The following is a 20,337-nucleotide window of genomic DNA, read 5'->3' as shown; positions in this document are numbered from 1 at the left end:
TCTGATCTGGCCCCCAGGGACGGGTTCACAGCGTCCCCGCCAGCCCCAGCCGCCCGGCCCACCCACGGGAACCCGAGCTTTCAGCGACCAACCCAACCCCACCACGGAGGGGCTCCGCCGTTCGCCGACCACCGCCGAAGGCGCGCTTTCCGCGGAAGAAAAAAATTTCCAACAGACGTGTCGATTCCCAGCCCCCTGGTTCGTTGTACCCAGTGAAGGGCACGCACCACGCGTCCCACGGGAGACCGAAATGAAAGTGATGGTGATCGTGAAGGCCAACGCCGACTCCGAAGCCGGCCGCATGCCCAGCGAACAGGAACTGTCCGAAATGGGCGCCTTCAACGAACAACTGGTGGCCGCCGGCATCATGCTGGCCGGTGAAGGCCTGCACGCCACCCAGCGCGGCCGTCGCATTCATTTCGGCGGCGGGGCACCCAAGGTCGAGGCCGGTCCGTTCGGTCCTGCCAGCGAACAGATCGCCGGCTTCTGGCTGTGGGAGGTGCGGTCGCTGGACGAGGCCGTTGAATGGGCCAGCCGTGCGCCGTTCGGCGAGGGCGGCACGCTGGAACTGCGTCCGCTGATCTCCGCAGAAGACTTTGGTGAAGCCTTCACCCCCGAATTACAGCAGCAGGAACAGCGTCTGCGTGCACAGCTGGAAGGCTGATCCGATTCCTCTCCCTGCCGGGCACGCCCCGGCACTATCGCCCTGAACCGCACAACGGAGTATTGCCATGAGACTGATTCCCTTCCTCGGCTTCAGCGGCCAGGCCCACGAGGCAATGGCGTTCTATGCCAAGGCACTCGGTGGCCAGGTCACCTCGGAAATGAAGTACCGCGACATGCCGCCCTCCGATGGCTCGCCGGGCTGCAACGAAATGCCGCCGGAAACCCTCGACCACGTTGCGCACAGCCAGCTGGAGATCGGCAGCGCCATCGTGATGGCGGCCGACGGTCCCGGCGGTGGCGAGGGCGGCTCGACCACCATCAATGTCGACGTCGACAGCATCGAAGAAGCCGAACGCGTGTTCGCTGCGCTGGCCGAAGGTGGCCAGGTGCAGATGCCGATCGCCGAAACGTTCTGGGCACATCGCTGGGGCATGCTGATCGACCGTTACGGCAAGCCGTGGATGGTCAATTGCATGAAGCAGCCCTGATCCCTCCCTCTTTCCTCTTCATCCACAAGGAGCGTTACCAATGAGTGCACCACAACCGCAGATGATCTTCGTCAACCTGCCCGTGCAGGATCTGGAGAAGTCCAAGGCATTCTTCACCGCGCTGGGCTACAGCTTCAATCCAACCTATACCAATGACGATGCGGCTGGCATGGTCATAAGCGAGAGCATCTATGTGATGCTGCTGACCCAACCTTTTTTCCAGCAGTTCACCAACAAGCCGATTGCCGACGCGCACACCCACACGGAAGTGATCAATGCGCTCTCGGCACCCAGTCGCAAGGCCGTTGACGAGCTGGTGGACAAGGCACTGGCCGCCGGCGCCAGCGAGCCGCAGCCGGCGCGCGACCTGGGCTTCATGTACCAGCGCGGCTTCCAGGACCTGGATGGCCATCTCTGGGAAATCGCACACATGGACGGCGAGCCGGGCTGACGGCCGCCGCAAGGGAGAACCCTCATGGCTTACGTGGATGCGTACGTGCTGCCGTGCCCGCAGGACAAGGTGGCGGCCTACCGCCGCCTTGCCCGCAAGGCCGGCGTGGTGTGGAAGGACCATGGCGCGCTGCAGTACATGGAATGCGTGGCCGACGATGTGGAACCGGGCAAGAGCACCTCGTTCCCGCGCGCGGTCAAGGCGAAACCGGGCGAGACGGTGATCGTCGCCTTCGTGGTGTTCCGCTCGCGCGCGGCACGCGACCGCATCAACGCAAAGGTGATGGCCGACCCGCGGCTGGCGTCGCTGGGCCCGAAGGACATGCCGTTCGATACCCGGCGCATGTTCTGGGGTGGCTTCAAGCCGATTGTTGAAGCGTGAGCTGCGGCGCTTGTGCGGGCCGGGCGTGCGTGCTGTGATCGGCGCATGCTCGAGCCCGCACTGACGCAGCGTCTGGAAACCCTCTGGCGGATGGAGTCGCCAGTGCTGATCGCGCGCCTGGCGCGGCTGCTCGGTGGCGATGTCGGCCGTGCCGAGGAACTGGCCCAGGACACCTGGCTGGCCGCGCTGGAGCGTTGGCCGGAGCAGGGCTTCCCGGACAACCCCGGAGCCTGGCTGATGACCACCGCGCGCAACCGTGCCATCGATGTGCTGCGCCAGCACCAGCGCGTGGCGCAGCAGCACGCGCAATGGGGCGAGGAACTGCATCCGGCGGCGCTGCCGGCACCCGATGACAACCAGGCGCTGGAGGATGACCTGGGCGATGACCTGCTGCGGCTGATGTTCGTGGCCTGCCATCCCGTGCTGCCGGCCGATGCGCGCGTGGCACTCACCCTGCGCCTGCTCGGTGGCCTGACCACCGTGGAGATCGCACGCGCGTTCCTGCAGCCGGAACCGACCATCGCCCAGCGCATCGTGCGCGCCAAGCGCACCCTGGCGCAGAAGCAGGTGCCCTATGAAGTGCCGCGCGCGGAGGCGATGCCGGAGCGCCTGGCTTCGGTGCTGGAGGCGATCTACCTGGTGTTCAACGAAGGCTATGCGGCCAGCGCCGGCGATGACTGGATGCGTCCGGCACTGTGCGATGAAGCGCTGCGCCTGGCCCGCATCCTGGCCCATCGGTTGCCGGTGCCGCCGGTACTGGGCCTGCTGGCGCTGATGGAGCTGCAGGCCTCGCGTGCAGCGGCGCGGGTGGACGCGCAGGGCGCGCCGGTGCTGCTGGACCGTCAGAACCGCGCGCGCTGGGATTGGCTGCAGATCGAACGTGGTCAGCAGGCACTGGCACGTGCGCTGGCCGCAGGCGGCGGGCAGGATCCCTACGTGCTGCAGGCGCGCATCGCGGCCTGCCATGCGGCTGCGCGTCGCGCTGACGCTACCGATTGGCCGCGCATTGCTGCGCTTTATACACAGCTTCTGCAGGTGCAGCCTTCGCCAGTGGTGGCATTGAACCGGGTGGTGGCGATCCTGCGCAGCGACGGTCCCTTCGCCGCGTGGGCGCAACTGCAGCCCTTGCTGGTCGACGCGCGCCTGCGTGACTACGCGCCACTGCAGGTGGTGCGTGGCGAGCTGTTGCAGGCACTGGGGCGCGAGCAGGATGCGCGTGACGCTTTTGGCGAGGCGGCTCGGCTCAGCCACAACCAGGCCGAGCGCGGACTGCTGCGGCAACGGGCCGGCCTGCCCCCCACGGACTGAGCCGACAAGGACAGCACTTGTCGCCGCGCGCCTGAGCGGCTATGTTTCGCGCCCAGCGGACGCATCAGCGCCCGCATTCCGTGCGTATTGACCGAGGAGCGGTTGGATGTATTCAAGGACGAAGAGCGCATCGCGCGCTTTTGCGCGCCTGCTTGCCTGTGCCCTGTGCCTGGCCGTATGGCCGACGGCCGTGCAGGCCGCGGACAAATCGCAGCAGGCCTATTGGGCCGGTTTTGCCTATACCGCTGACGCCGCCGCCGTGCAGGCGACCACGCCACATGCGCATGCGGTGCTGGAACGGCGTGGCCTGGTCCCGCTGAACCAGACGCTGGCGCAGTCGCTCAAGCGCCGCGCACCGGCCCACCTGGAGCTGATCGACCAGCCGGTGGCGATGCTCGACGGCACCACCAGCGCCACCGTGCTGGCCGCCGCGCTGGACCGCGAACTGGTCTCGGTCGAGCCGATCGGTGACCAGTACAAGGTGCTGGTGGAAGTGGCGCTGCAGGCGTTGTTCTTCGACTTCCGCGAGCGCCAGGTGATCGCGTCCTATCCGCTTACGCTGCAGCGCATCGACGTGCAGGATTACCGACCGGACAACGACGATATCGACGCGATCGTCGCCGATCTGCTGTATGGCGGCGCCGATACCAGCCTGTCGCAGGTGCTGGCGGCCAGCCTTGCCCAGGCCAGGTTGCCCGACGCGGCGGTGCGCCGTCTGCAGGTCGGTGGTGTAACCCTGTCCGACGCGGTCCGCGCCAAGCTGCCCGACCCGAAGTGGGAAGCGCCGCTGCGCGCCACGCTGGCCCATGAACTGTCCAAGACGCTGTCGTCCAACACCGGCGTCGGGTTGCTGCCGCCGGCTTCGGGCCAGGCGATCGGTGGCGCGATGGCTGCCCGCTTTGCCGACGGCAAGGTCTACCAGCTGAAGATTCCCGAACCCGACTACGTCATCAACCTGCAGGTCGATGCACTGAAGAACGGCGTGATCGAGGAAACCCCGGCGATGAAGACGATGCTGTTCGGCGCCTTCTTCACCGCCAAGGTGACCGAGCCGTTCTCGGGGAAGGTCTATTTCGAACAGCCGCTGCGCAAGGGGGCCACCAAGGTGGTTCCGGCCACGCAGTGGCAGGTCGACCAGTGGTCGGCCAGCTACGAAACCCTGCTGGCCGGGCTCGATGCCTTCGCCGGCGCCGCCGCCAAGCGTGCCGATTCGCGCGCCTGGCTGGACGAACAGAAGCCGGGCGGCCGCCCGTTGCAGCAGCAGACCCAAGCCCTCCAGGAGTTGATCAAGTCATGTCGTTGATGCGTACCATCCTGCTCATCCTCATCGCGCTGGTGGTGGCCTCGCCGGTCGCTGCGCAGACCGCGAGTTCGCGCGGCACCGGCTCGGCCAGCTACGGCCTGCGCCTGAGTGCCGATACCCGTGCCCAGGCCCTGAACAAGGCCAAGGTCAACGCCCTGGAGGCATACATCGCCGAAACCGGTGCGGCCAAGCTGCGCCTGTTCGAAGCGCGTCGCGCCGAGTTCATCGGCGAGATCGACCGCTACGTGCTCAGCGCCGTGCAGCTGTCGGACACCGAAGACAAGAAAGCCAAGACCTACACCGTCACCGTCCGCGCCGAGATCAACACCACCCTGCTGCAGACCAAGCTGGATGCGGGTTCGGCCGTGGCCGGTGCCACCGCCGCGCAGCGCTCGCTGCTGACCTTCCTGTTCATGGCGCGCTCGCAGGACACCGTGCAGTCGTTCCAGGACAAGGAATACCGCCGCGTCGACGCCAGCAGCAGCTACAGCGAGAACACCCGTGAGGGCGACAGCTTCCGCGGCAACTCGGTCAGCACCAACGGCAGCATCAACCAGAACGGATCGGTGTCGGTCACCAGCGGCGGCAGCACCACCGCACGCGCCGACAACATCACCTGGAAGGTGGCCAACGCCGCCGAGGTCAACACCGCGATGACCGGTGCCTTCAGCGCCGCCGGCTACGAAGTGGTTGAAGCCGAATACGTGGAAGGCGAGTCGCGTGGCCTGCTCAGCATCGAGCGTATCCGCAAGGACTTCAGCACCGGCAACGACCTGGCCCCGGCCACCCTGCGTGACACCGCCAACGGCATCCGTGCAGCCAACATTCCGTACATCGCCGTCGGCACCCTCGACATCGGCATGCGCGACCGTGATCCGGCCAGTGGCAACACCCGCGTGTTCGTCACCGTCACCGGCAAGGTGCTGGACGTGACCGGTCGTTTCCCGCGCACCGTGTCGTCGGTCGGCCCGGTGCAGTTCTCCGGCACCGGCCCGAATGAAACCGTGGCCCGTACCAATGCCCTGCAGCTGGCTGCCGAAAAGGCCGCCCAGCAGATGATCAACGAACTGAACGTCAAGGCAGTGCGCTGATCCGCCGCCCCGGTGGGTGCCGAGCGCGCTCGGCATCGGCCCGGGGCTCACCGATTCCCCACGTGCCGAACCGCGGCCGTCTCTCCCAAAGGACTCTCACATGATCCGCAATACCGCTCTTGTCCTGGCCATCGCGGCCGCCACCCTGTCGATGCCGGCGCACGCTGGCCTTGGCAAGCTGAAGGACCTGGCCGGCGCCGCCACCGGTACCTCCAGCAGCAGCGCCTCCAGCGCCGCCGCACCGGATGAAGCCGCGCAGGAAGCACTGGTGCGTCGTTTCGTCAGCTCGCAGTCGCACTCGCTGCAGGCCCAGACCTCGTTCGCCCGTGCCTTCGGCCTGGCCGAGCAGGTGCAGCTGCTGGAAGCCGAGCGCCAGGCGCTGTCGTCGGGTTCGGTCAGCGTCGATGCGATGAAGAAGTCGGTGTCGGTCAGCGAAGCCGCCCAGGCCGCGATCGACGAGCGCCAGGCCGCGCAGCCGGAGCTGAACGCTGAATCCAAGCAGCACTATGCCGAAGGCCTGGTCTCGCTGCTGGCGTCGGCTGCCGAAGCGCAGAAGCTGGGCGGCGAAGCCAGCAACTTCACCGCCGGCATGAAGAACCTGGGCGCCACCCAGATGGCCACCGTCGGCCGCAAACTGGCTGCCGGTGCATGGGTGGCCAAGGAATCGCCGGGCTTCATCCAGGGCCTGTACGGCTCGACCAAGTCGGCCGTGACCTTCGCCAAGAAGAGCAAGGTGAAGGTGCCGTCGAACGCCGATTCGATGCTCGACTCGATCTGATCCGAGGATCAACCCCATGCGTACGACCTCCCGTTTGATCGGCCTGGGCCTGGCCGCCGTGCTGCTTGCAGCCTGCGGCAAGCAGGACACCCCGGCCGCCGATGCGCCCACACCCGCCAAGGACAAGGCAACCAGTGCACTGGCCAGCAATGCGCCAGTGGAAGCAGCGCCCCTGCGTGGCACGCCGGATTTCGGCGGCACCACCCAGGTCGCGCGCGAGGCCGACGGCATCGGCAGCACCCCGGAACTGGCGGTGCTGGCGGCGCTGCAGTCGGCGGTGGCGCAGGTCAACGGTGTACGCGTGGCCAGCCAGATGCAGGGCCTGCGTGCAGGCCTGCATGTGGATGTGGATGACGAACACGTCGGCGATATCCGCGCCGACGCGTTCACCCAGCAGATGATCGCCGGCTCGCAGGGCGCGGTGCTGGGCTATGAAATCCTGTCGCAGGACGAAGTGCGGCAGCTGGACGAGGAAACCATCGCGCGCGTGCGCGCCAGCGATGAAGGCTGGAGCTTCAAGGGTTCGGCCTCTGCCAGCGCCTCTGGCGAAGCCACGGCCAAGGGCGGCGGTGCCTCGGCCAGTGTCAAGGAGCGCTACGACGAGAAGGTCAGCGTCGATGCCAAGCGTGGCGCAAGCTCGTTCGATTCCGACGTGACCCACCGCAGCATGCGCAGCTACTGGAAGGTACGCGTGCGTGCCCAGATCGCCCAGTACCGCGCACCGGACGAGCAGGGCAAGCCGAAGATCGTGGTCGCGCTGCCGCGTACGAAGGCCGGCAGCTATGCCGTGGGCGATGGCCGCGTGAGCGCCGATGAAGTGGCCGACGCGATCCGCGCACGCCTGTCCGACACGCTGACCCAGACCCAGCGCTTCATCGTGCTGGATCGCGAGTTCGGCGACGAACTGCAGGCCGAGATCGACCACATCAACAGCGGCAACGTGCGTTTGCAGGACACTGCCCGCGTCGGCCAGCAGCTGGCGACCGACCTGATCCTGATCCCGACCATCGAACGCTTCGAGTACCCGCGCAGCGTGCGCAACCTGCGCATGTCCGACCGTCAGGTGACCTCATACTCCGGTGGCGGCCGCATCACCCTGCGCCTGGTCAACGCCACCACTGGCCAGGTGGTGATGTCCGACAGCTTCGATCACCAGTTGGCCTCGACCGGCCCGAGCACCCTGCCGCGTGTGGTCAACGGCCGCAACATGGCTGCGGCGATGATGGAATCGCTGTCCGGCCAGATCGGCACCAGCATCGTCACCACGCTGTTCCCGGTGTCGGTGGTGTCGGTGGACGGTGACCAGGTGGTGCTGAGCCAGGGCGGTGACACCGTGCAGGCCGGCCAGCGCTGGCAGGCTGTGCGCCTGGGCGAGGAACTGAAGGACCCGCAGACCGGCCGTTCGCTGGGCCGCAGCGAACACCCATGCTGCACCATCCGCATCGACCGCGTGGCTGCACAGACCTCGTACGGCACCATCGAAGACGGCGTTGACGCGATGCGCGGCGGCTTCCGTCCGGGCCAGATCGAACTGCGCCAGAAGCTGGGCAGCAAGCCGGCTGCCGCCGCTGCTGCGGGCGCGACCGCCCCGGCTGCAGCCGCCGCCCGCCCGGCCGCCAAGCCGAAGCCCAAGCCTGCTGCCGCCCCGGCCGAAGACCCGAACTGGTAACACGCCCAAGCAACACACAGATGGGGTCAGAGCCCTTTCCCGCCGGGAAAGGGCTCTGACCCCTTCGTGTTTCCGTCCGTGTCGACCAAGGTCGACACCCACCAACAGCAGCAGAGATCTGTCGAAGGCGGGGTGGGTCCGGTTGCGGGGGTGTCCGCGGCATGAATGCCGCGGCCAAGCCCCCAAGGGTGAGGGCGCTTTGCTTGCGAAGCACTGCTTCGCAAGCGTCCGAACGCACAGCCGCCAGCGGCTGGGCCGGACCGCGGAGCGGGGTTTACGGCTTCCCCCGCAACCGGACCCACCCCGCCATCCCACCGAATGCCTGCTTCTGCTGTTGCTGTTGCTCCAGCTGTTGCTGCTGCCCTGGCTTCGGCGGGTGCAGGGCGCAGCCCTGCCGAATCCCATTACACTCCAGAGAGATTTCCCTGCTGGAGAGAGCAATGAAGCGAGTAGCACTGGGCCTGCTGGCCTTGTCAGTGTCGAGCGCACTGATGGCGGCCACCCCGAAATTCGATGGCGCGCGGATCTCCGCCGACGTCAAGGAACTGGCCTCCGACGCCTACGAAGGCCGCTCGCCGGCCACCGCCGGCGAAGAGAAGACCATCGCCTACCTCAGCAAGCAGTTTGCCGACGCCGGTCTGCAGCCGGGCGGCGACCTCAGGGACGGCAAGCGCCTTTGGACCCAGGCCGTGCCGTTGCGCAAGGGCGACATCGTCGGCACACCGCAGCTGGCGCTGCACCAGGGCGGCAAGACCGTTGCGCTGGAGCAGGGCAAGCAGATTGCCGTGCGCGCCGCCATGAACGGCGCCAGCAACGTCGACATCAGCAAGGCCCCGCTGGTGTTCCTCGGCTATGGCGTGAAAGCGCCGGAGCGCAACTGGGACGACTTCAAGGGCGTGGACCTGAAGGGCAAGATTGCCGTCGTACTGATCAACGATCCGGACTTCGAAACCGGCCAAGGTGATTTCGACGGCAAGGGCATGACCTATTACGGCCGTTGGACCTACAAGTACGAGGAAGGCGCGCGCCAGGGTGCACTGGGCGTGCTGATCGTGCACGAGACCGCACCGGCCTCCTATGGCTGGGCCACCGTGGCAGGTTCCAACACCAACACCATGTTCGACGTGGTGCGCGACAACCCGGCCGAAAGCCACCCGCTGCTGGAAGGCTGGATCCAGCGCGACCTGGCCGTGGAGCTGTTCCGCTCCGCCGGGCAGGACTTCGAGGCGCTGAAGAAAAAGGCGCAGCAGCGCGACTTCACCCCGGTGCCGCTGACCGGCGCCAGCCTGGACGCGAAGTACGCGGTGAAGACCGAAGTGATCACCTCGCACAACGTGGCCGCACGCCTGGAAGGCAGCCGCCATCCGGATGAGACGATCATCTACAGCGCGCACTGGGACCACATTGGCGTGGGCGAGCCGGACGCGCGCGGTGACCGCATCTTCAACGGCGCACTGGACAACGCCAGCGGTACCGCCTCGCTGCTCGAGCTTGCCCGTGGCTTCGCCAAGGAAACGCGCCCGCAGCGCTCGCTGCTGTTCCTGGCGGTCACCGCCGAGGAGAAGGGCCTGCTGGGTTCGGAGTACTACGCCACCCATCCGCTGTACCCGCTGGAAAAGACCGTGGCGGTGATCAACATGGACGGCATGGCGCCGTTCGGCCCGTCGCGTGACTTCGGCATCTACGGTGCCGCGCGTTTCGAGCTGCTGGACCAGCTGAAGGACGTGGCCAAGGGCTGGGACATCCGCTACACGCCGGACCCGAAGCCGGAAGCGGGCCTGTTCTTCCGCTCCGACCACTTCCCGTTCGCCAAGCGTGGCGTGCCGGCGCTGTCCTGGTCGGCCGGCCAGGACTGGGTGGACGGTGGCGTCGCCGCAGGCAAGAAAGCCTCCGAGGACTACACCGCCAAGCGTTACCACCAGCAGGGCGACGAATGGCAGCCGGACTGGGTGTTCGCCGGTGCCGCCCGCGACCTGGAAGTGCTGTACACGCTGGGCAACCAGCTGGCCAACTCCCGTGCCTGGCCGAACTGGAGCAAGGACGAGTCGTTCCGCGCCGTACGCGACGCCAGCGCCGACCAGCGCAAGTAAGGGCGTTCGGTAGTGCCGGCCGCTGGCCGGCAACCGCACTCGGTCCGGGCAACCGTCCCCTGAGTCAGGGGGCGGCGCCATAGGCGCGGGGATGTGGGTGCTGGTGAGATGGGGCCCACGGCTTGCGCAGGCGAGCCGTGGGAGCGCCAGCGCGAATGCGCAGGCGCGTTCCCGGCATTTCCATAGCGGCTTCCATCCGCACTTTCCGGCCCTTCGTCGCAGGCCGCTTGCTTGCCCGGCCGGCCGCCCTATGCTCGGCTCACCCCCTTCCTCCAAGGCGCCGCCGTGTTCGCCAGCCTTTCACTCCTGTTCCGTCACCTGCTGGCCTGGGCTGCGGCGCTGTTCGTCGCAGGCATGGTCTGGAGCGGCATCTTCAGTGGCATGAACGATGGCCCGGGCTGGATTTTCGGCCTGCTGGCGATGTTCCTGATCATTTCCGCGCTGGGCAGTGCCATCACCCATATCCGCCGGGTCTGGCTGGTGGCCGGTCGCCTGGATGCCACCACCTTGTCCGGGCGCCAGCGCCGCCAGATAGAACTGCCGATGGACGCCGGCCACGCGTTCTCGGTAGTGGAAGCGGCGATCGCCGAACTTCCCCGCGTGGAGGATGTGGAAAGCTCGGCCGGCAGCCTGCAGGTGCGCGCCTATGTTCGCCGCGTGGATCTCTGGAATGGGCGTCAGCCCTCGCGCTGGAACCTGCCGGCGCGGCTGGCGATCAAGCGCAACAGCGTGCTGGCCACGGTCACGCCGGGGCAGGGCACCAGCACCGTTACCCTGCTGTTCGAACCCGATGCCGGCTGGTGGGCCGACCTGCTGGCGCTGGACGAGGGCAGCAACTTCGAGAACGCCGAAGCAGTCACCCGCGCGATCAGTCGCCGCGTCGCCGACCAGCGCCGCGACGAACAGGCTGCGGCCGAACAGACCCAGGTGGAAAAGGAACTGTCGGTGGCGCGCTTGAACCTGTTGCATGCGCAGGTGGAACCGCACTTCCTCTACAACACGCTGGCCAATGCGCAGGTGCTGACCCGCACCGACCCGGCACGGGCCGAGCAGATGCTCGGCCACCTGATCCAGTACCTGCGCAGCTCGTTGCCACAGGTGGACGAATCGGTGTCCACGCTGGGCGTGGAGCTGGAACGCACCCGCGCCTACCTGGAGATCCTGCGCATCCGCATGGGCGCACGGCTGGCGGTGGAAGTGCAGGTGCCCAACGAACTGCATGGCGTGCACCTGCCGGCGATGGCGCTGCAGACGCTGGTGGAAAACGCGATCAAGCATGGCCTTGAACCCAAGCCCGGCGGAGGCACGATCTGGATCCTGGCGCGCGGCTTCGATGACCATGTGACGGTGACCGTGGCCGACGACGGGCTCGGCTTCGGCCAGGGCACCAGTGGTACCGGCATCGGCCTGAAGAACCTGCGCGAGCGCCTGCGCCTGACCTGCGGTGAGCAGGCCGGCGTGGCGATCGTCGCCAACTTCCCCAGCGGCGTGGCAGCGACCATGACCCTGCCGCAGTCGCACAAGGAGCGCAGCCATGCCGCTTGAAGCCCTGATCGCCGAAGACGAGGATCTGCTGCGGCAGTCACTGGTGGAGCAGCTGGGCCGGCTGTGGCCGGACCTTGCGCTGGTGGCCGAGTGCGAGGATGGTGCCAGCGCGCTGGAGCAGCTGGCCGAGAAGCAGCCGGACATCGCCTTTCTCGATATCCGCATGCCTGGCATCAGCGGCATCGAGGTGGCACGCTCGCTGTCCGAGCTGAGCCCGCGCACCCAGGTAGTGTTCGTCACCGCCTACGACCAGTACGCCATCGATGCGTTCGAGCAGGGCGCGATGGATTACCTGTTGAAGCCGGTCAGCGACGAGCGCCTGCTGGCCACCCGCGAGCGCATCCTGTCGCGGCTGCCATCGACGCGCCAGGACGATGCCGTGCTGGAGCGCCTGCTGCAGCGGCTGGGCCCATCGCAGGGCGCTGCCGAGCGCCCGCCACTGGCCTGGATCACCGCCAGCAACGGGCGCGAGACGCAGCTGATCATGCTGGAAGACGTGGCCTACTTCCGCGCGGACAACAAGTACACCACCGTGGTCACCGCCACCGGCGAAAGCCTGCTGCGCACACCATTGCGCGAGCTGCTGGAAGTGCTCGATGCGCAGCACTTCCGCCAGATCCATCGTTCGACCATCGTCAACATGAAGGCGGTGGCGGCGGTCAGCCGCGACGATACCGGGCGCGGCGTGCTGCGCCTGCGCGGGCGCACGGAGACGCTGGTGGTCAGCCAGCCGTTCATGAGCCTGTTCCGCGGCATGTAGCCGCAGCAGCATCCCCTTCACCGAGGAACGAACATGCCCCGACTGTTGATTGCGTGCATTGTCGTGCTGGCGTTGGCCGGCTGCGAAAGGTCCCGCAACACCTCGATCACGCGCACCCACGCCAACGGCGTGGACACGCTGTACAGCAAGGCTACCGTCGTCGATGGCGAGGCTCGTTTCCAGTGCATTGCCAGCAGCAGTGGTGCCTGCCACTACCTGGTGCTCGATCCGGGCTGCAGCCCCGATGCGGCGTGTACCACACCGCCGCTGCGCCGGTTCGCCGTTGCAGCAGGCAAGACCGAGGCCATGCGTGGCCTGCCCGACGGCTTCCGCCAGTGCGTCAGCCAGGACCCGATAGAACACTGCCACCGTGAGTGATCACGGTGGCAGTGTGGGTCCCCCCGCTTCCCTGAAGGCTCAGTAGGCAGGTTGCAGTGTCAGGTCGTGATGGTGCTCGGTCTCGCCCACATGGTTGAGGCGGCCGACCAGTTCGGAGTGCTGCTTCATCCGGCCGATCTCGGTCATGATGCGGATGTCCTCGTGGCGCAGTTCGCGCCTGGCGGTGACCGCCTGCTTGTAGTCCAGCACTTCCGGGTAGTGCTCGGCCAGGTCCAGCGCCTCGGCCACGTGTTCGACGCTGTCGGCCTTGGAACTGATGCGGGCGCGGCTGTTGAACGCCTTCATCCAGCGCTCGAAGCCGGCCTGCTGATCGAACATGTTGGCCATGAACCAGATCACGAACAGGATCGAGACCCACGAGCCGAACACGATCACCACGCGGGTGAAGGTGATATGGAAGTCATCGCGCCACAGGTAATTGGCGATCAGGCCCAGGATCAGCAGCGAGGCCGCCTGCCAGCCGACGATCGAGGCGATCAGCCACTGGCACTTGGCCTGGGCCAGCACCGCCACTTCATCGCGGATCTGCTGCTCGCTGAGGTTGCGCCAGTGCGCCACCTGTTTGTCGAACGGGCTGCTGTAGAGCTCGTTGTCGCGAAGCAGAATTCCCAAACCCTTGAACAAGGCAATCATGGCTGGCTCCTTGTGGAACGTGCGTCGATCAGCATTGGACGGTGTGGCGGATCCAGTTCTAGCACTTCCAGCGAGCCGTGCAATGGGGGCAATGCCAAGCGGCGCAAGGCTTTGACCGGCGGGAGTGAAAATTGGTGCGATGCAGCATCGCAGTCGCGGCCTGCGACAGGATGTCGCAGGGTGAAACGTGCTGCGGCCGCACATGAAACCGTCGCTGAGCGGGGAGGCTCGCCGCAGGAGGCGTGATCGCCGAGAATCGGAGCCAACCGCGCAAGACGCGACTGTTCTTCCGCCTCTCCTGGACCTGTGATGCCGGCTTTGCTGCAGCGACTCTCCCGCCCCGTCACCGCGCCGATCCGACGCTGGGTACTGGACGCCTTCCCGCGCGGCCAGAGCGGCATCGATTACGACCATCCGCAGGGCGACCCGGGCTGGTTCGGCCCGGACAGCGTCACCTGGCGGCTGCACGCCGAATTCCCCTCGATGCTCGCCGGTGGCCTGTGCGCGCTGATGCTGCAGACACTGCACCCACGCGCGCTGGCCGGGGTCTATGACCACTCCAATTTCCGCCAGGACCTGGTGGGTCGGCTGCGCCGCACCACGGCCTTCGTTGCCGGCACCAGCTATGCGCCCAGCGGCGAGGTGGAGGCGCTGGTGGCCAAGGTGCGCCGCATCCATGCGCAGATCCGCGGGCAGACCGCGCAGGGCGAGCCCTACGCCGCCGACGATCCGCAACTGCTGACCTGGGTGCACGTGACCGAAGCCTTCGGTTTCCTGCAGGGTTTCCGACGCTACGGGCGCAAGGTGCCGGCGCACATCGCCGATCGCTATTACGACGAGTACCGTTGCGTGGCCGAGGCACTGGGCGCGGTGGACGTGCCGCGCAGCGAAGCGGAAGTGGCGGCGTACTTCTGTGCACGTCAGCCGGAGCTGCGTGTGGATGAGCGCTCGCGCGAGGTGCTGGAGGTGCTGTCCGGCGTGCGCCTGCCGGTACCGGTGCCGGGGCTGTCGCGCGAGGTGTTCCTCGGTGCGGGCGCGGCGCTGCTGCCGGACTGGGCCGAAGGCATGCTTGAACGCAGTGGCCGCCAGCGCGCGCAGGCGGCGGCGTCTGCGAAGCTGATGCAGGGCATGGCGCCGCTGTTCCGCCGCGCACTGCCCGATGGCCTGGCCAGTCGCGCCTGCACGCGCATGGGCGTGCCGGTGGCGGTGTTGCGTGAGTGGCCCACCGTTCCCAGGTAGGTGCCAACCTTGGTTGGCACGCCTTTCACGATAGAGCTTCATCCACGCATGGCGTGGATCTACTGACACCATGGTTTTGGTGGGTGCCAACCAGGGTTGGCCGCTACCCGGAAATGAAACGGGCGCCTTGCGGCGCCCGTTCCGGTTACATCACCACACCTTGACCCGCTTGTCCGGGGCCAGGTACAGCTTCTGGCCTTCCTTCACCTCGAACGCCGGGTACCAGGCGTCGATGTTGCGCACGGTCAGTGCGCGGAACTGGCCCGGTGCATGCACATCGGTCAGCAGCGAGTTGCGCAGCGCCTGCTCGCGGCTCTTGCTGCGCCACGCCTGGGCGAAGCCGAGGAAGAAGCGCTGGTCCGGGGTGAAGCCCTCCAGGGTCTGGCCCGGCTTGCCCTGCAGCGACAGCTGGTAGGCATCGTAGGCGGTGCCCAGGCCGGCCACGTCGGCGATGTTCTCGCCCAGGGTCAGCTTGCCGTTCACATGCACGCCCGGGAACGGCTCGTAGCTGCTGAACTGCGCGGCCAGCGCATCACCGGCGGCGTTGAACTGCTTCAGGTCCTCGGCGGTCCACCAGTTGTGCAGCTTGCCGGTTTCATCGAACAGCGCACCGGCGTTGTCGAAGCCATGGCTGATCTCGTGGCCGATCACCGCGCCGATCGCACCGTAGTTCACCGCGTCGTCGGCGGCGCCGTCGAAGAACGGCGGCTGCAGGATCGCCGCCGGGAACACCAGGCGGTTTTCCAGCGGTACGTTCATCGCATTGATGGTCTGCGGCAGCATCGCCCACTCGCTGTGGTCGACCGGCTTGCCCAGCTTGGCGATGTTGCGCTGGTACTCGAACAGCTCGGCGCGCTGCGCGTTGCCCAGCGGGTCATCACGGCGGATCTCAAGGCCAGTGTAGTCGCGCCACTTTTCCGGATAGCCCATGCCCACGGTCAGGCCGGTAACCTTCGCCTTGGCGCTCGCCTTGGTCTGCGGCGACATCCACGCCAGCGCGTCGATGCGCTTGGCGAACGCGGCGATGATGTTCTTGGCCATCTCGTCCGCGCGCTCCTTGGTCTTGGCGTCGAAGTGCTTCTCGACATAGCGCTTGCCGATGGCTTCGCCGACGGCATGGTTGGCATCATCCACGGCGCGCTTCCAGCGGTCGCTCTGCTGCGGCGTGCCGCTCAGCGCGGTGCCATGGAAGGCGAAGCGGGCATCGGCGAACTTCTTCGGCAGGTAAGCGGCGGCACGGTCCAGCGCGTGGAAGGCCAGGTAGTCCTTCCAGGCGTCCAGCGGCTCGGTGGCGACCAGCTTGGACAGGCCGGCCACGGCCTTGGGCTGCCACACGATGAAGTCCTGCTGGTTGCCCAGCGCGGCCGCATCGAGGAACGCGCTCCAGTCCATGCCCGGCGCCTTGGCATTGAAGTCGGCCTGGGTCCAGGGGTTGGCGCCCTTGGTCACGTCGTTGGTTTCTTCCTGGGTGGCATGCGCCTGCGCGATCTTCGTTTCCAGCGCCAGGATGCGCTGCGCCTTGCCGGCCGGGTCGGCCACACCGGCCAGCTGCAGCATCTGCGCGATGTAGGCCTGGTACTGCTTGCGCAGCTCGGCCATGCGGCCATCGCCCAGGTAGAAGTCACGGTCGGGCATGCCCAGCCCGCCCTGCACCAGGTACGGCGCGGTGCGGTCCGGCTGCAGCATGTCCACCGAGACCCACAGGCCGAACAGCCGGTCGGTGTAGAAGTTGGTGGCGTTGAGCAGGTCGACGTCGGCGCGCAGGTCGCCGCCGAGGGCGCGGGCCAGCCCGGCCTTGTCGGCGATCGCATCGATGGCCTTCAGCTGCGGCTGCACCGGCGCCAGACCGCGCTGCTCGATGCCAGCCTCGTCCATGTAGGCGGCGTAGTAATCGCCGATCAGCTTGTCGTCACCGCTGGCCTTGGTGTTGCCGGCCGCCCCTTCAAGGATGGCGCGGGTATCGGCCAGGGTCTTCTCGGCAATGACGTTGAAGCTGCCGAAGCGCGAGCGGTCGGCCGGAATCTCGGTGTTCTTCACCCAGGTGCCATTGGCGAAGCCGAAGAAGTCGTCGCCGGCGGCGATGCTGCGGTCCATGCCGCTGGCATCGAAGCCGAAACTGCCCAGCATCGGCTTGGCCGCAGCGGGGGCGGCATCGGCCGGCGCGGTGGCACCGGCGGCCGGTTCGGCCGGGCGGTCACAGGCGGCCAGGGACAGGCTGGCAACGATGGCCAGCGCCAGGGTGGGACGGCGCAGCTTGGACATGGACTTCTCTTGCAGCGGAAAACCCCAAGTCTAATCCGCTCCGGCGCCACTGGCCGCGTCCTTGCGCCGCCCGTCCTGTGCAGGATCTGGCTGAACGCGCAGACGCGATCTTCACGCCGTCACCGGGGTGGTGCATGCTGGACCCTGGAGCCCTGCGTGGACACGGGGGAGGTGGCCATGCAGGGTGGGGTCAGGCGTCAAGAATGGCGTCCGCCGGCCGTTGAGGTCGGGGACGTGGAGGATTCGTTCGCGCATGAAGCCAGCCGACTGCACAAGGAAGATCAACCGATGCCCGCGCTGAAACGGGCGTTGGCACGGCCGCTGCGCGCCATCACCTGGGGCGGTGTGCTGCTGGGCGTTCTGCTGGTGACCGGCCTGACCCTCATGCTGGTCAATGACTATCACCGCCGCCTGGAAGCGGCGCAGCGGCAGAGCCGCGCGCTGGCGGTGGGTAGCGAGCGCCTGCTGGCGCTGGAGCTGCGCAACCTGGAACGCGCCCTGTCCGGCATCGCCGCCGACGCCGCCGAGGTGTTCCGCAGTGTGCCGGTACAGGCGCCGGCCTTGATGGATGCCTCCATCGGCGGCGTGCTGCGCCGGCATGCCGAGCTGCACAGCATCGTCGTGCTCGACAGCCATGGCCGACCGCTGACGGCCGGCACGGGCGACCTGCAGCTGCCGCTGTGGACCGATCCGCAGCGCCGTGGCCTGGGCAGCGCGCTGTACATCGGCCCGCCGCAGCGGGCCAGCGATGGCGGCTGGGTGGTGCCGCTGGCGCTGGCGATGGCCGACGGGCGCTGGCTGCTGGCGCGGCTGCGCTGTGGCGAACTGCAACGCATCGTCGGCGGCCTCGATGTCGGCCCCAACGGACTGGTTTCGATCAGCGATGCCGAGGGTTACATGCTGGCCCGCGTGCCTGATCCGCACGGCACGGTGGGCCGCCGCTACGACCTGCCGCGCCGTGACCTGCTCGGCACGCAGGCGGTGGTCGAGCTGGGAAGCGTGCCGGGTGTGGTCGACGGCGTACCGCGCATCATCACCATCAGCACGCTGGAACACAGCCCGCTGGCGGTGCAGGTCGGCCTGGCCGACGAAGACGTACTGGCGCCGTGGTGGCCGTACCTGCAGGCGTCGGTGGCGATCGTACTGGCTTACATCGCGGTGTTGCTGGTGCTGCTGTACGCCGTGCGGCGCAGCACCCGCAGCCAGCAGGCCATGGCCGAGGAGCTGAAAACAGGCCACGCCGAGCTGCGTCTTGCGCACCAGGTCGGTCGTGTCTGTACCTGGTACGTGGATGAGGACGCCGCACTGCTGCGCTGGTCGCCGCTGGCGCGCGAGATCTTTGGCGTGCAGACCGATGCGCTGCCGGTTGCCGATTTCTTCGCACGCGTGCACCGCGACGATGCCGCGCGCCTGCAGCATGCCTTTGACCAGGCATTCGCCGGCAGCGCCGTGCTCGACCAGGTGTTCCGCCTGGTATTGCCCGGGGGCGAGGTGCGCTGGGTGGGCGCACGTGGGCAGCGGGTGGAAGTGGCCGACAGCGAGCGGCGCATGATCGGCGCGCTGACCGACCTGAGTGAGCGTTACCAGGCGCGAGAGCAGGTGAGCGAGGTCGAGCGCCGATTCCGGCTGCTGTTCGACCGCAATCCTGCACCGTTCTGGGTGTTCGACCCGGATACGCTGCGCTTCATCGAGGTCAACGACGCTGCGGTGCGCCAGTACGGCTACAGCCGCGACGAGTTTCTGTCGATGAGCATCCTCGACATCCGCCCGCGCGAAGGCTGGGACGAAGTGCGTGGTGCCATACAGCGCGCACAGGTGGGCGATCCACCCGACGCGACCGTACGCTTGCACCGGCGCAAGGACGGTAGTGTGTTCGAGGTGCGCGCACACCTGTCCAGGCTCGATTTCGACGGACAACCCGCGTGCCTCGTGCTGGCCGAGGATGTCAGCGAACGGCTGGCCTACGAGCGCGACCTGGCCTATCGGGCACGGCACAACCCGGCCACTGGCCTGCTCAACGTGCGCGCCCTGACCGAACAGCTGGACGAGCAGCAGCAGGGCTACACCATCGCCTTCGTGCAGTTGCGTGGCCTGCAGCTTGTGGCCGATACGCTGGGCCGTGAGATCGGCGATGCGGTACTGCAGTCGATGGCGACCCGGCTCGGTGGACTGGGGGCGCGTTGCGGCACGCTGGCATTCCAGCCGGCGGAAGACTTCGTGTTCGCGATCGGGGCCGAGCACGATACCCAGCGCGTGCTGGATGACCTGCTGCAGATCGTGTCAGCGCCGATGCGTGGCAAGGATTCACTGCACCAGTTCGAACCGCGCATCGGTGTGGCCGTGCACACTGCCGGTGACGGCCACAGCGCCGAGCAGGTGATCGGCATGGCCGCGCAGGCCGCGCACGCGGCGCGTGCCGAGGGCAACGTGGTGGTCTGGTTCGATGCGGCAGTGACCACGCGGCTGGCCGACCGCCTGCGCCTGGCGGGGCGCATCCACGCCGCCATCGACAACGAGTTCCAGCTGTACTTCCAGCCGATCCGGCACGCCAGCGATGGCAGCCCGGCCGCGCTGGAGGCCCTGCTGCGCTGGCCGCAGGCCGATGGCAGCTTCATCCCGCCCAACGAGTTCATCCAGCTGTGCGAGGACACCGGGTTGATCCTGGCACTGGGCCGCTGGGTGATCCGCGCCGCGGCGAAGGCACAGCGGCGGCTGGTCGAGGCCGGTTGGGGCGAGCTGCCGATTGCAGTCAACGTGTCGGCAGTGCAGTTCTTCAACAGCGACCTGGTGGCCGAATTCACCCGCGTCCAGCAGGAGTTCGGACTGGCCCGCGGCGCACTGCACGTGGAGCTGACCGAGAGCAGCCTGATGCGCAAGCCGGCGCAGGCGATGCAGACCATGCAGCGCCTGCACGAGCAGGGCATCAGCGTGTCGCTGGACGATTTCGGCACCGGCTATTCCAGCATGTCCTACCTGCAGCACCTGCCGCTGGACATCCTGAAAATCGATCGCAGTTTCGTCGCGGACGTGGAAACCAATCCGCGCAACGCTTCGATCTGCCGCGCATTGCTGTCGCTCGGCCACAGCATGGGCCTGACCATCATCGCCGAGGGCGTTGAAACGCCGGGGCAGCTGGACTGGTTGGCTGCGCATGGCTGCGACCAGGTGCAGGGTTACCTGCTGGGGCGGCCGGCGCCGCTGGAGCGGATCATCGACGCGCTGGATGAAGTGGCCGCCTAACTGGTAGTGCCGGCCGCTGGCCGGCATTCGCCCA

Annotated in this window: 17 protein-coding genes; 15 read left to right on the top strand and 2 right to left on the bottom strand. The window is 67.5% G+C overall.

Annotated elements, in window-relative coordinates:
- The first annotated feature begins 250 nt into the window (after positions 1-250).
- From AC5P74_RS16830 to AC5P74_RS16770, 13 genes are all read left to right on the top strand, one after another.
- Positions 251-664 carry a YciI family protein gene (locus tag AC5P74_RS16830; RefSeq protein ID WP_053500761.1) on the top strand — a complete coding sequence of 138 codons (414 nt, stop codon included), beginning with the start codon at positions 251-253 and terminating at the stop codon, positions 662-664.
- 67 nt (positions 665-731) lie between these two features.
- On the top strand, positions 732-1,154 hold the full coding sequence (locus tag AC5P74_RS16825; RefSeq protein WP_005415090.1) for a VOC family protein: 423 nt from the start codon (positions 732-734) through the stop codon (positions 1,152-1,154).
- Positions 1,155-1,194: 40 nt separating this feature from the next.
- Positions 1,195-1,605, top strand: a complete 411-nt coding sequence (locus AC5P74_RS16820; protein WP_021202152.1) for a VOC family protein — start codon at positions 1,195-1,197, stop codon at positions 1,603-1,605.
- A gap of 24 nt (positions 1,606-1,629) precedes the next feature.
- Positions 1,630-1,986 carry a DUF1428 domain-containing protein gene (locus AC5P74_RS16815; protein WP_005415092.1) on the top strand — a complete coding sequence of 119 codons (357 nt, stop codon included), beginning with the start codon at positions 1,630-1,632 and terminating at the stop codon, positions 1,984-1,986.
- 45 nt (positions 1,987-2,031) lie between these two features.
- Positions 2,032-3,294: an RNA polymerase sigma factor gene (locus AC5P74_RS16810; protein ID WP_346608148.1), complete on the top strand. Its 1,263-nt coding sequence runs from the start codon at positions 2,032-2,034 to the stop codon at positions 3,292-3,294.
- Between the two features lie 106 nt (positions 3,295-3,400).
- The gene (locus AC5P74_RS16805; RefSeq protein ID WP_005415094.1) at positions 3,401-4,597 is read left to right on the top strand and encodes a hypothetical protein; all 1,197 of its coding nucleotides are present in this window, start codon (positions 3,401-3,403) and stop codon (positions 4,595-4,597) included.
- Positions 4,588-5,688, top strand: a complete 1,101-nt coding sequence (locus AC5P74_RS16800) for a hypothetical protein (RefSeq protein WP_032953880.1) — start codon at positions 4,588-4,590, stop codon at positions 5,686-5,688. Before AC5P74_RS16805 ends, AC5P74_RS16800 begins: the two co-directional genes overlap by 10 nt.
- A 100-nt stretch (positions 5,689-5,788) precedes the next feature.
- Positions 5,789-6,466 carry a hypothetical protein gene (locus AC5P74_RS16795; RefSeq protein WP_005415096.1) on the top strand — a complete coding sequence of 226 codons (678 nt, stop codon included), beginning with the start codon at positions 5,789-5,791 and terminating at the stop codon, positions 6,464-6,466.
- Between the two features lie 16 nt (positions 6,467-6,482).
- A complete protein-coding gene (locus AC5P74_RS16790) occupies positions 6,483-8,135 on the top strand; it encodes a CsgG/HfaB family protein (RefSeq protein ID WP_111126875.1) in 1,653 nt (550 codons plus the stop codon).
- A gap of 440 nt (positions 8,136-8,575) precedes the next feature.
- Positions 8,576-10,225: a M28 family metallopeptidase gene (locus AC5P74_RS16785; RefSeq protein WP_346607816.1), complete on the top strand. Its 1,650-nt coding sequence runs from the start codon at positions 8,576-8,578 to the stop codon at positions 10,223-10,225.
- Between the two features lie 285 nt (positions 10,226-10,510).
- Positions 10,511-11,770 carry a sensor histidine kinase gene (locus AC5P74_RS16780; RefSeq protein WP_206620142.1) on the top strand — a complete coding sequence of 420 codons (1,260 nt, stop codon included), beginning with the start codon at positions 10,511-10,513 and terminating at the stop codon, positions 11,768-11,770.
- Positions 11,760-12,530 carry a LytR/AlgR family response regulator transcription factor gene (locus AC5P74_RS16775; protein WP_005415102.1) on the top strand — a complete coding sequence of 257 codons (771 nt, stop codon included), beginning with the start codon at positions 11,760-11,762 and terminating at the stop codon, positions 12,528-12,530. Before AC5P74_RS16780 ends, AC5P74_RS16775 begins: the two co-directional genes overlap by 11 nt.
- A gap of 33 nt (positions 12,531-12,563) precedes the next feature.
- Entirely contained in the window at positions 12,564-12,908 is a 345-nt protein-coding gene (locus AC5P74_RS16770) for a hypothetical protein (RefSeq protein WP_139726671.1), read from the top strand.
- 39 nt (positions 12,909-12,947) lie between these two features.
- Here the strand turns inward: AC5P74_RS16770 and AC5P74_RS16765 are convergent, their stop codons facing one another.
- The gene (locus AC5P74_RS16765; RefSeq protein WP_049411437.1) at positions 12,948-13,562 is read right to left on the bottom strand and encodes a hypothetical protein; all 615 of its coding nucleotides are present in this window, start codon (positions 13,560-13,562) and stop codon (positions 12,948-12,950) included.
- 309 nt (positions 13,563-13,871) lie between these two features.
- Here AC5P74_RS16765 and AC5P74_RS16760 point away from each other — a divergent pair, with 309 nt between their 5' ends.
- Positions 13,872-14,801 (top strand): oxygenase MpaB family protein, encoded by a 930-nt coding sequence (locus AC5P74_RS16760; protein ID WP_346607815.1) that lies wholly within the window; start codon positions 13,872-13,874, stop codon positions 14,799-14,801.
- 150 nt (positions 14,802-14,951) lie between these two features.
- On the opposite strand, the gene AC5P74_RS16755 is transcribed toward AC5P74_RS16760, so the two are convergent.
- Entirely contained in the window at positions 14,952-17,063 is a 2,112-nt protein-coding gene (locus AC5P74_RS16755) for a M13 family metallopeptidase (protein ID WP_346607814.1), read from the bottom strand.
- A gap of 177 nt (positions 17,064-17,240) precedes the next feature.
- On the opposite strand from AC5P74_RS16755, the gene AC5P74_RS16750 reads away from it, so the two are divergent.
- The gene (locus AC5P74_RS16750) at positions 17,241-20,303 is read left to right on the top strand and encodes a bifunctional diguanylate cyclase/phosphodiesterase (RefSeq protein ID WP_346607817.1); all 3,063 of its coding nucleotides are present in this window, start codon (positions 17,241-17,243) and stop codon (positions 20,301-20,303) included.
- Positions 20,304-20,337 lie beyond the last annotated feature (34 nt).

The organism is Stenotrophomonas sp. YJH_SMC_94-11 (assembly GCF_059370435.1).
This window is presented reverse-complemented; position numbering and strand designations above follow the sequence as displayed.

Excerpts from the sequence above, each read along its gene's own strand:
- AC5P74_RS16830 (WP_053500761.1), top strand. The coding sequence starts at position 251 with ATGAAAGTGATGGTGATCGTGAAGGCCAACGCCGACTCCGAAGCCGGC.
- AC5P74_RS16825 (WP_005415090.1), top strand. The coding sequence starts at position 732 with ATGAGACTGATTCCCTTCCTCGGCTTCAGCGGCCAGGCCCACGAGGCA.
- AC5P74_RS16820 (WP_021202152.1), top strand. The coding sequence starts at position 1,195 with ATGAGTGCACCACAACCGCAGATGATCTTCGTCAACCTGCCCGTGCAG.
- AC5P74_RS16815 (WP_005415092.1), top strand. The coding sequence starts at position 1,630 with ATGGCTTACGTGGATGCGTACGTGCTGCCGTGCCCGCAGGACAAGGTG.
- AC5P74_RS16810 (WP_346608148.1), top strand. The coding sequence starts at position 2,032 with ATGCTCGAGCCCGCACTGACGCAGCGTCTGGAAACCCTCTGGCGGATG.
- AC5P74_RS16805 (WP_005415094.1), top strand. The coding sequence starts at position 3,401 with ATGTATTCAAGGACGAAGAGCGCATCGCGCGCTTTTGCGCGCCTGCTT.
- AC5P74_RS16800 (WP_032953880.1), top strand. The coding sequence starts at position 4,588 with ATGTCGTTGATGCGTACCATCCTGCTCATCCTCATCGCGCTGGTGGTG.
- AC5P74_RS16795 (WP_005415096.1), top strand. The coding sequence starts at position 5,789 with ATGATCCGCAATACCGCTCTTGTCCTGGCCATCGCGGCCGCCACCCTG.
- AC5P74_RS16790 (WP_111126875.1), top strand. The coding sequence starts at position 6,483 with ATGCGTACGACCTCCCGTTTGATCGGCCTGGGCCTGGCCGCCGTGCTG.
- AC5P74_RS16785 (WP_346607816.1), top strand. The coding sequence starts at position 8,576 with ATGAAGCGAGTAGCACTGGGCCTGCTGGCCTTGTCAGTGTCGAGCGCA.
- AC5P74_RS16775 (WP_005415102.1), top strand. The coding sequence starts at position 11,760 with ATGCCGCTTGAAGCCCTGATCGCCGAAGACGAGGATCTGCTGCGGCAG.
- AC5P74_RS16770 (WP_139726671.1), top strand. The coding sequence starts at position 12,564 with ATGCCCCGACTGTTGATTGCGTGCATTGTCGTGCTGGCGTTGGCCGGC.
- AC5P74_RS16765 (WP_049411437.1), bottom strand. The coding sequence starts at position 13,562 with ATGATTGCCTTGTTCAAGGGTTTGGGAATTCTGCTTCGCGACAACGAG.
- AC5P74_RS16760 (WP_346607815.1), top strand. The coding sequence starts at position 13,872 with ATGCCGGCTTTGCTGCAGCGACTCTCCCGCCCCGTCACCGCGCCGATC.
- AC5P74_RS16755 (WP_346607814.1), bottom strand. The coding sequence starts at position 17,063 with ATGTCCAAGCTGCGCCGTCCCACCCTGGCGCTGGCCATCGTTGCCAGC.
- AC5P74_RS16750 (WP_346607817.1), top strand. The coding sequence starts at position 17,241 with ATGCAGGGTGGGGTCAGGCGTCAAGAATGGCGTCCGCCGGCCGTTGAG.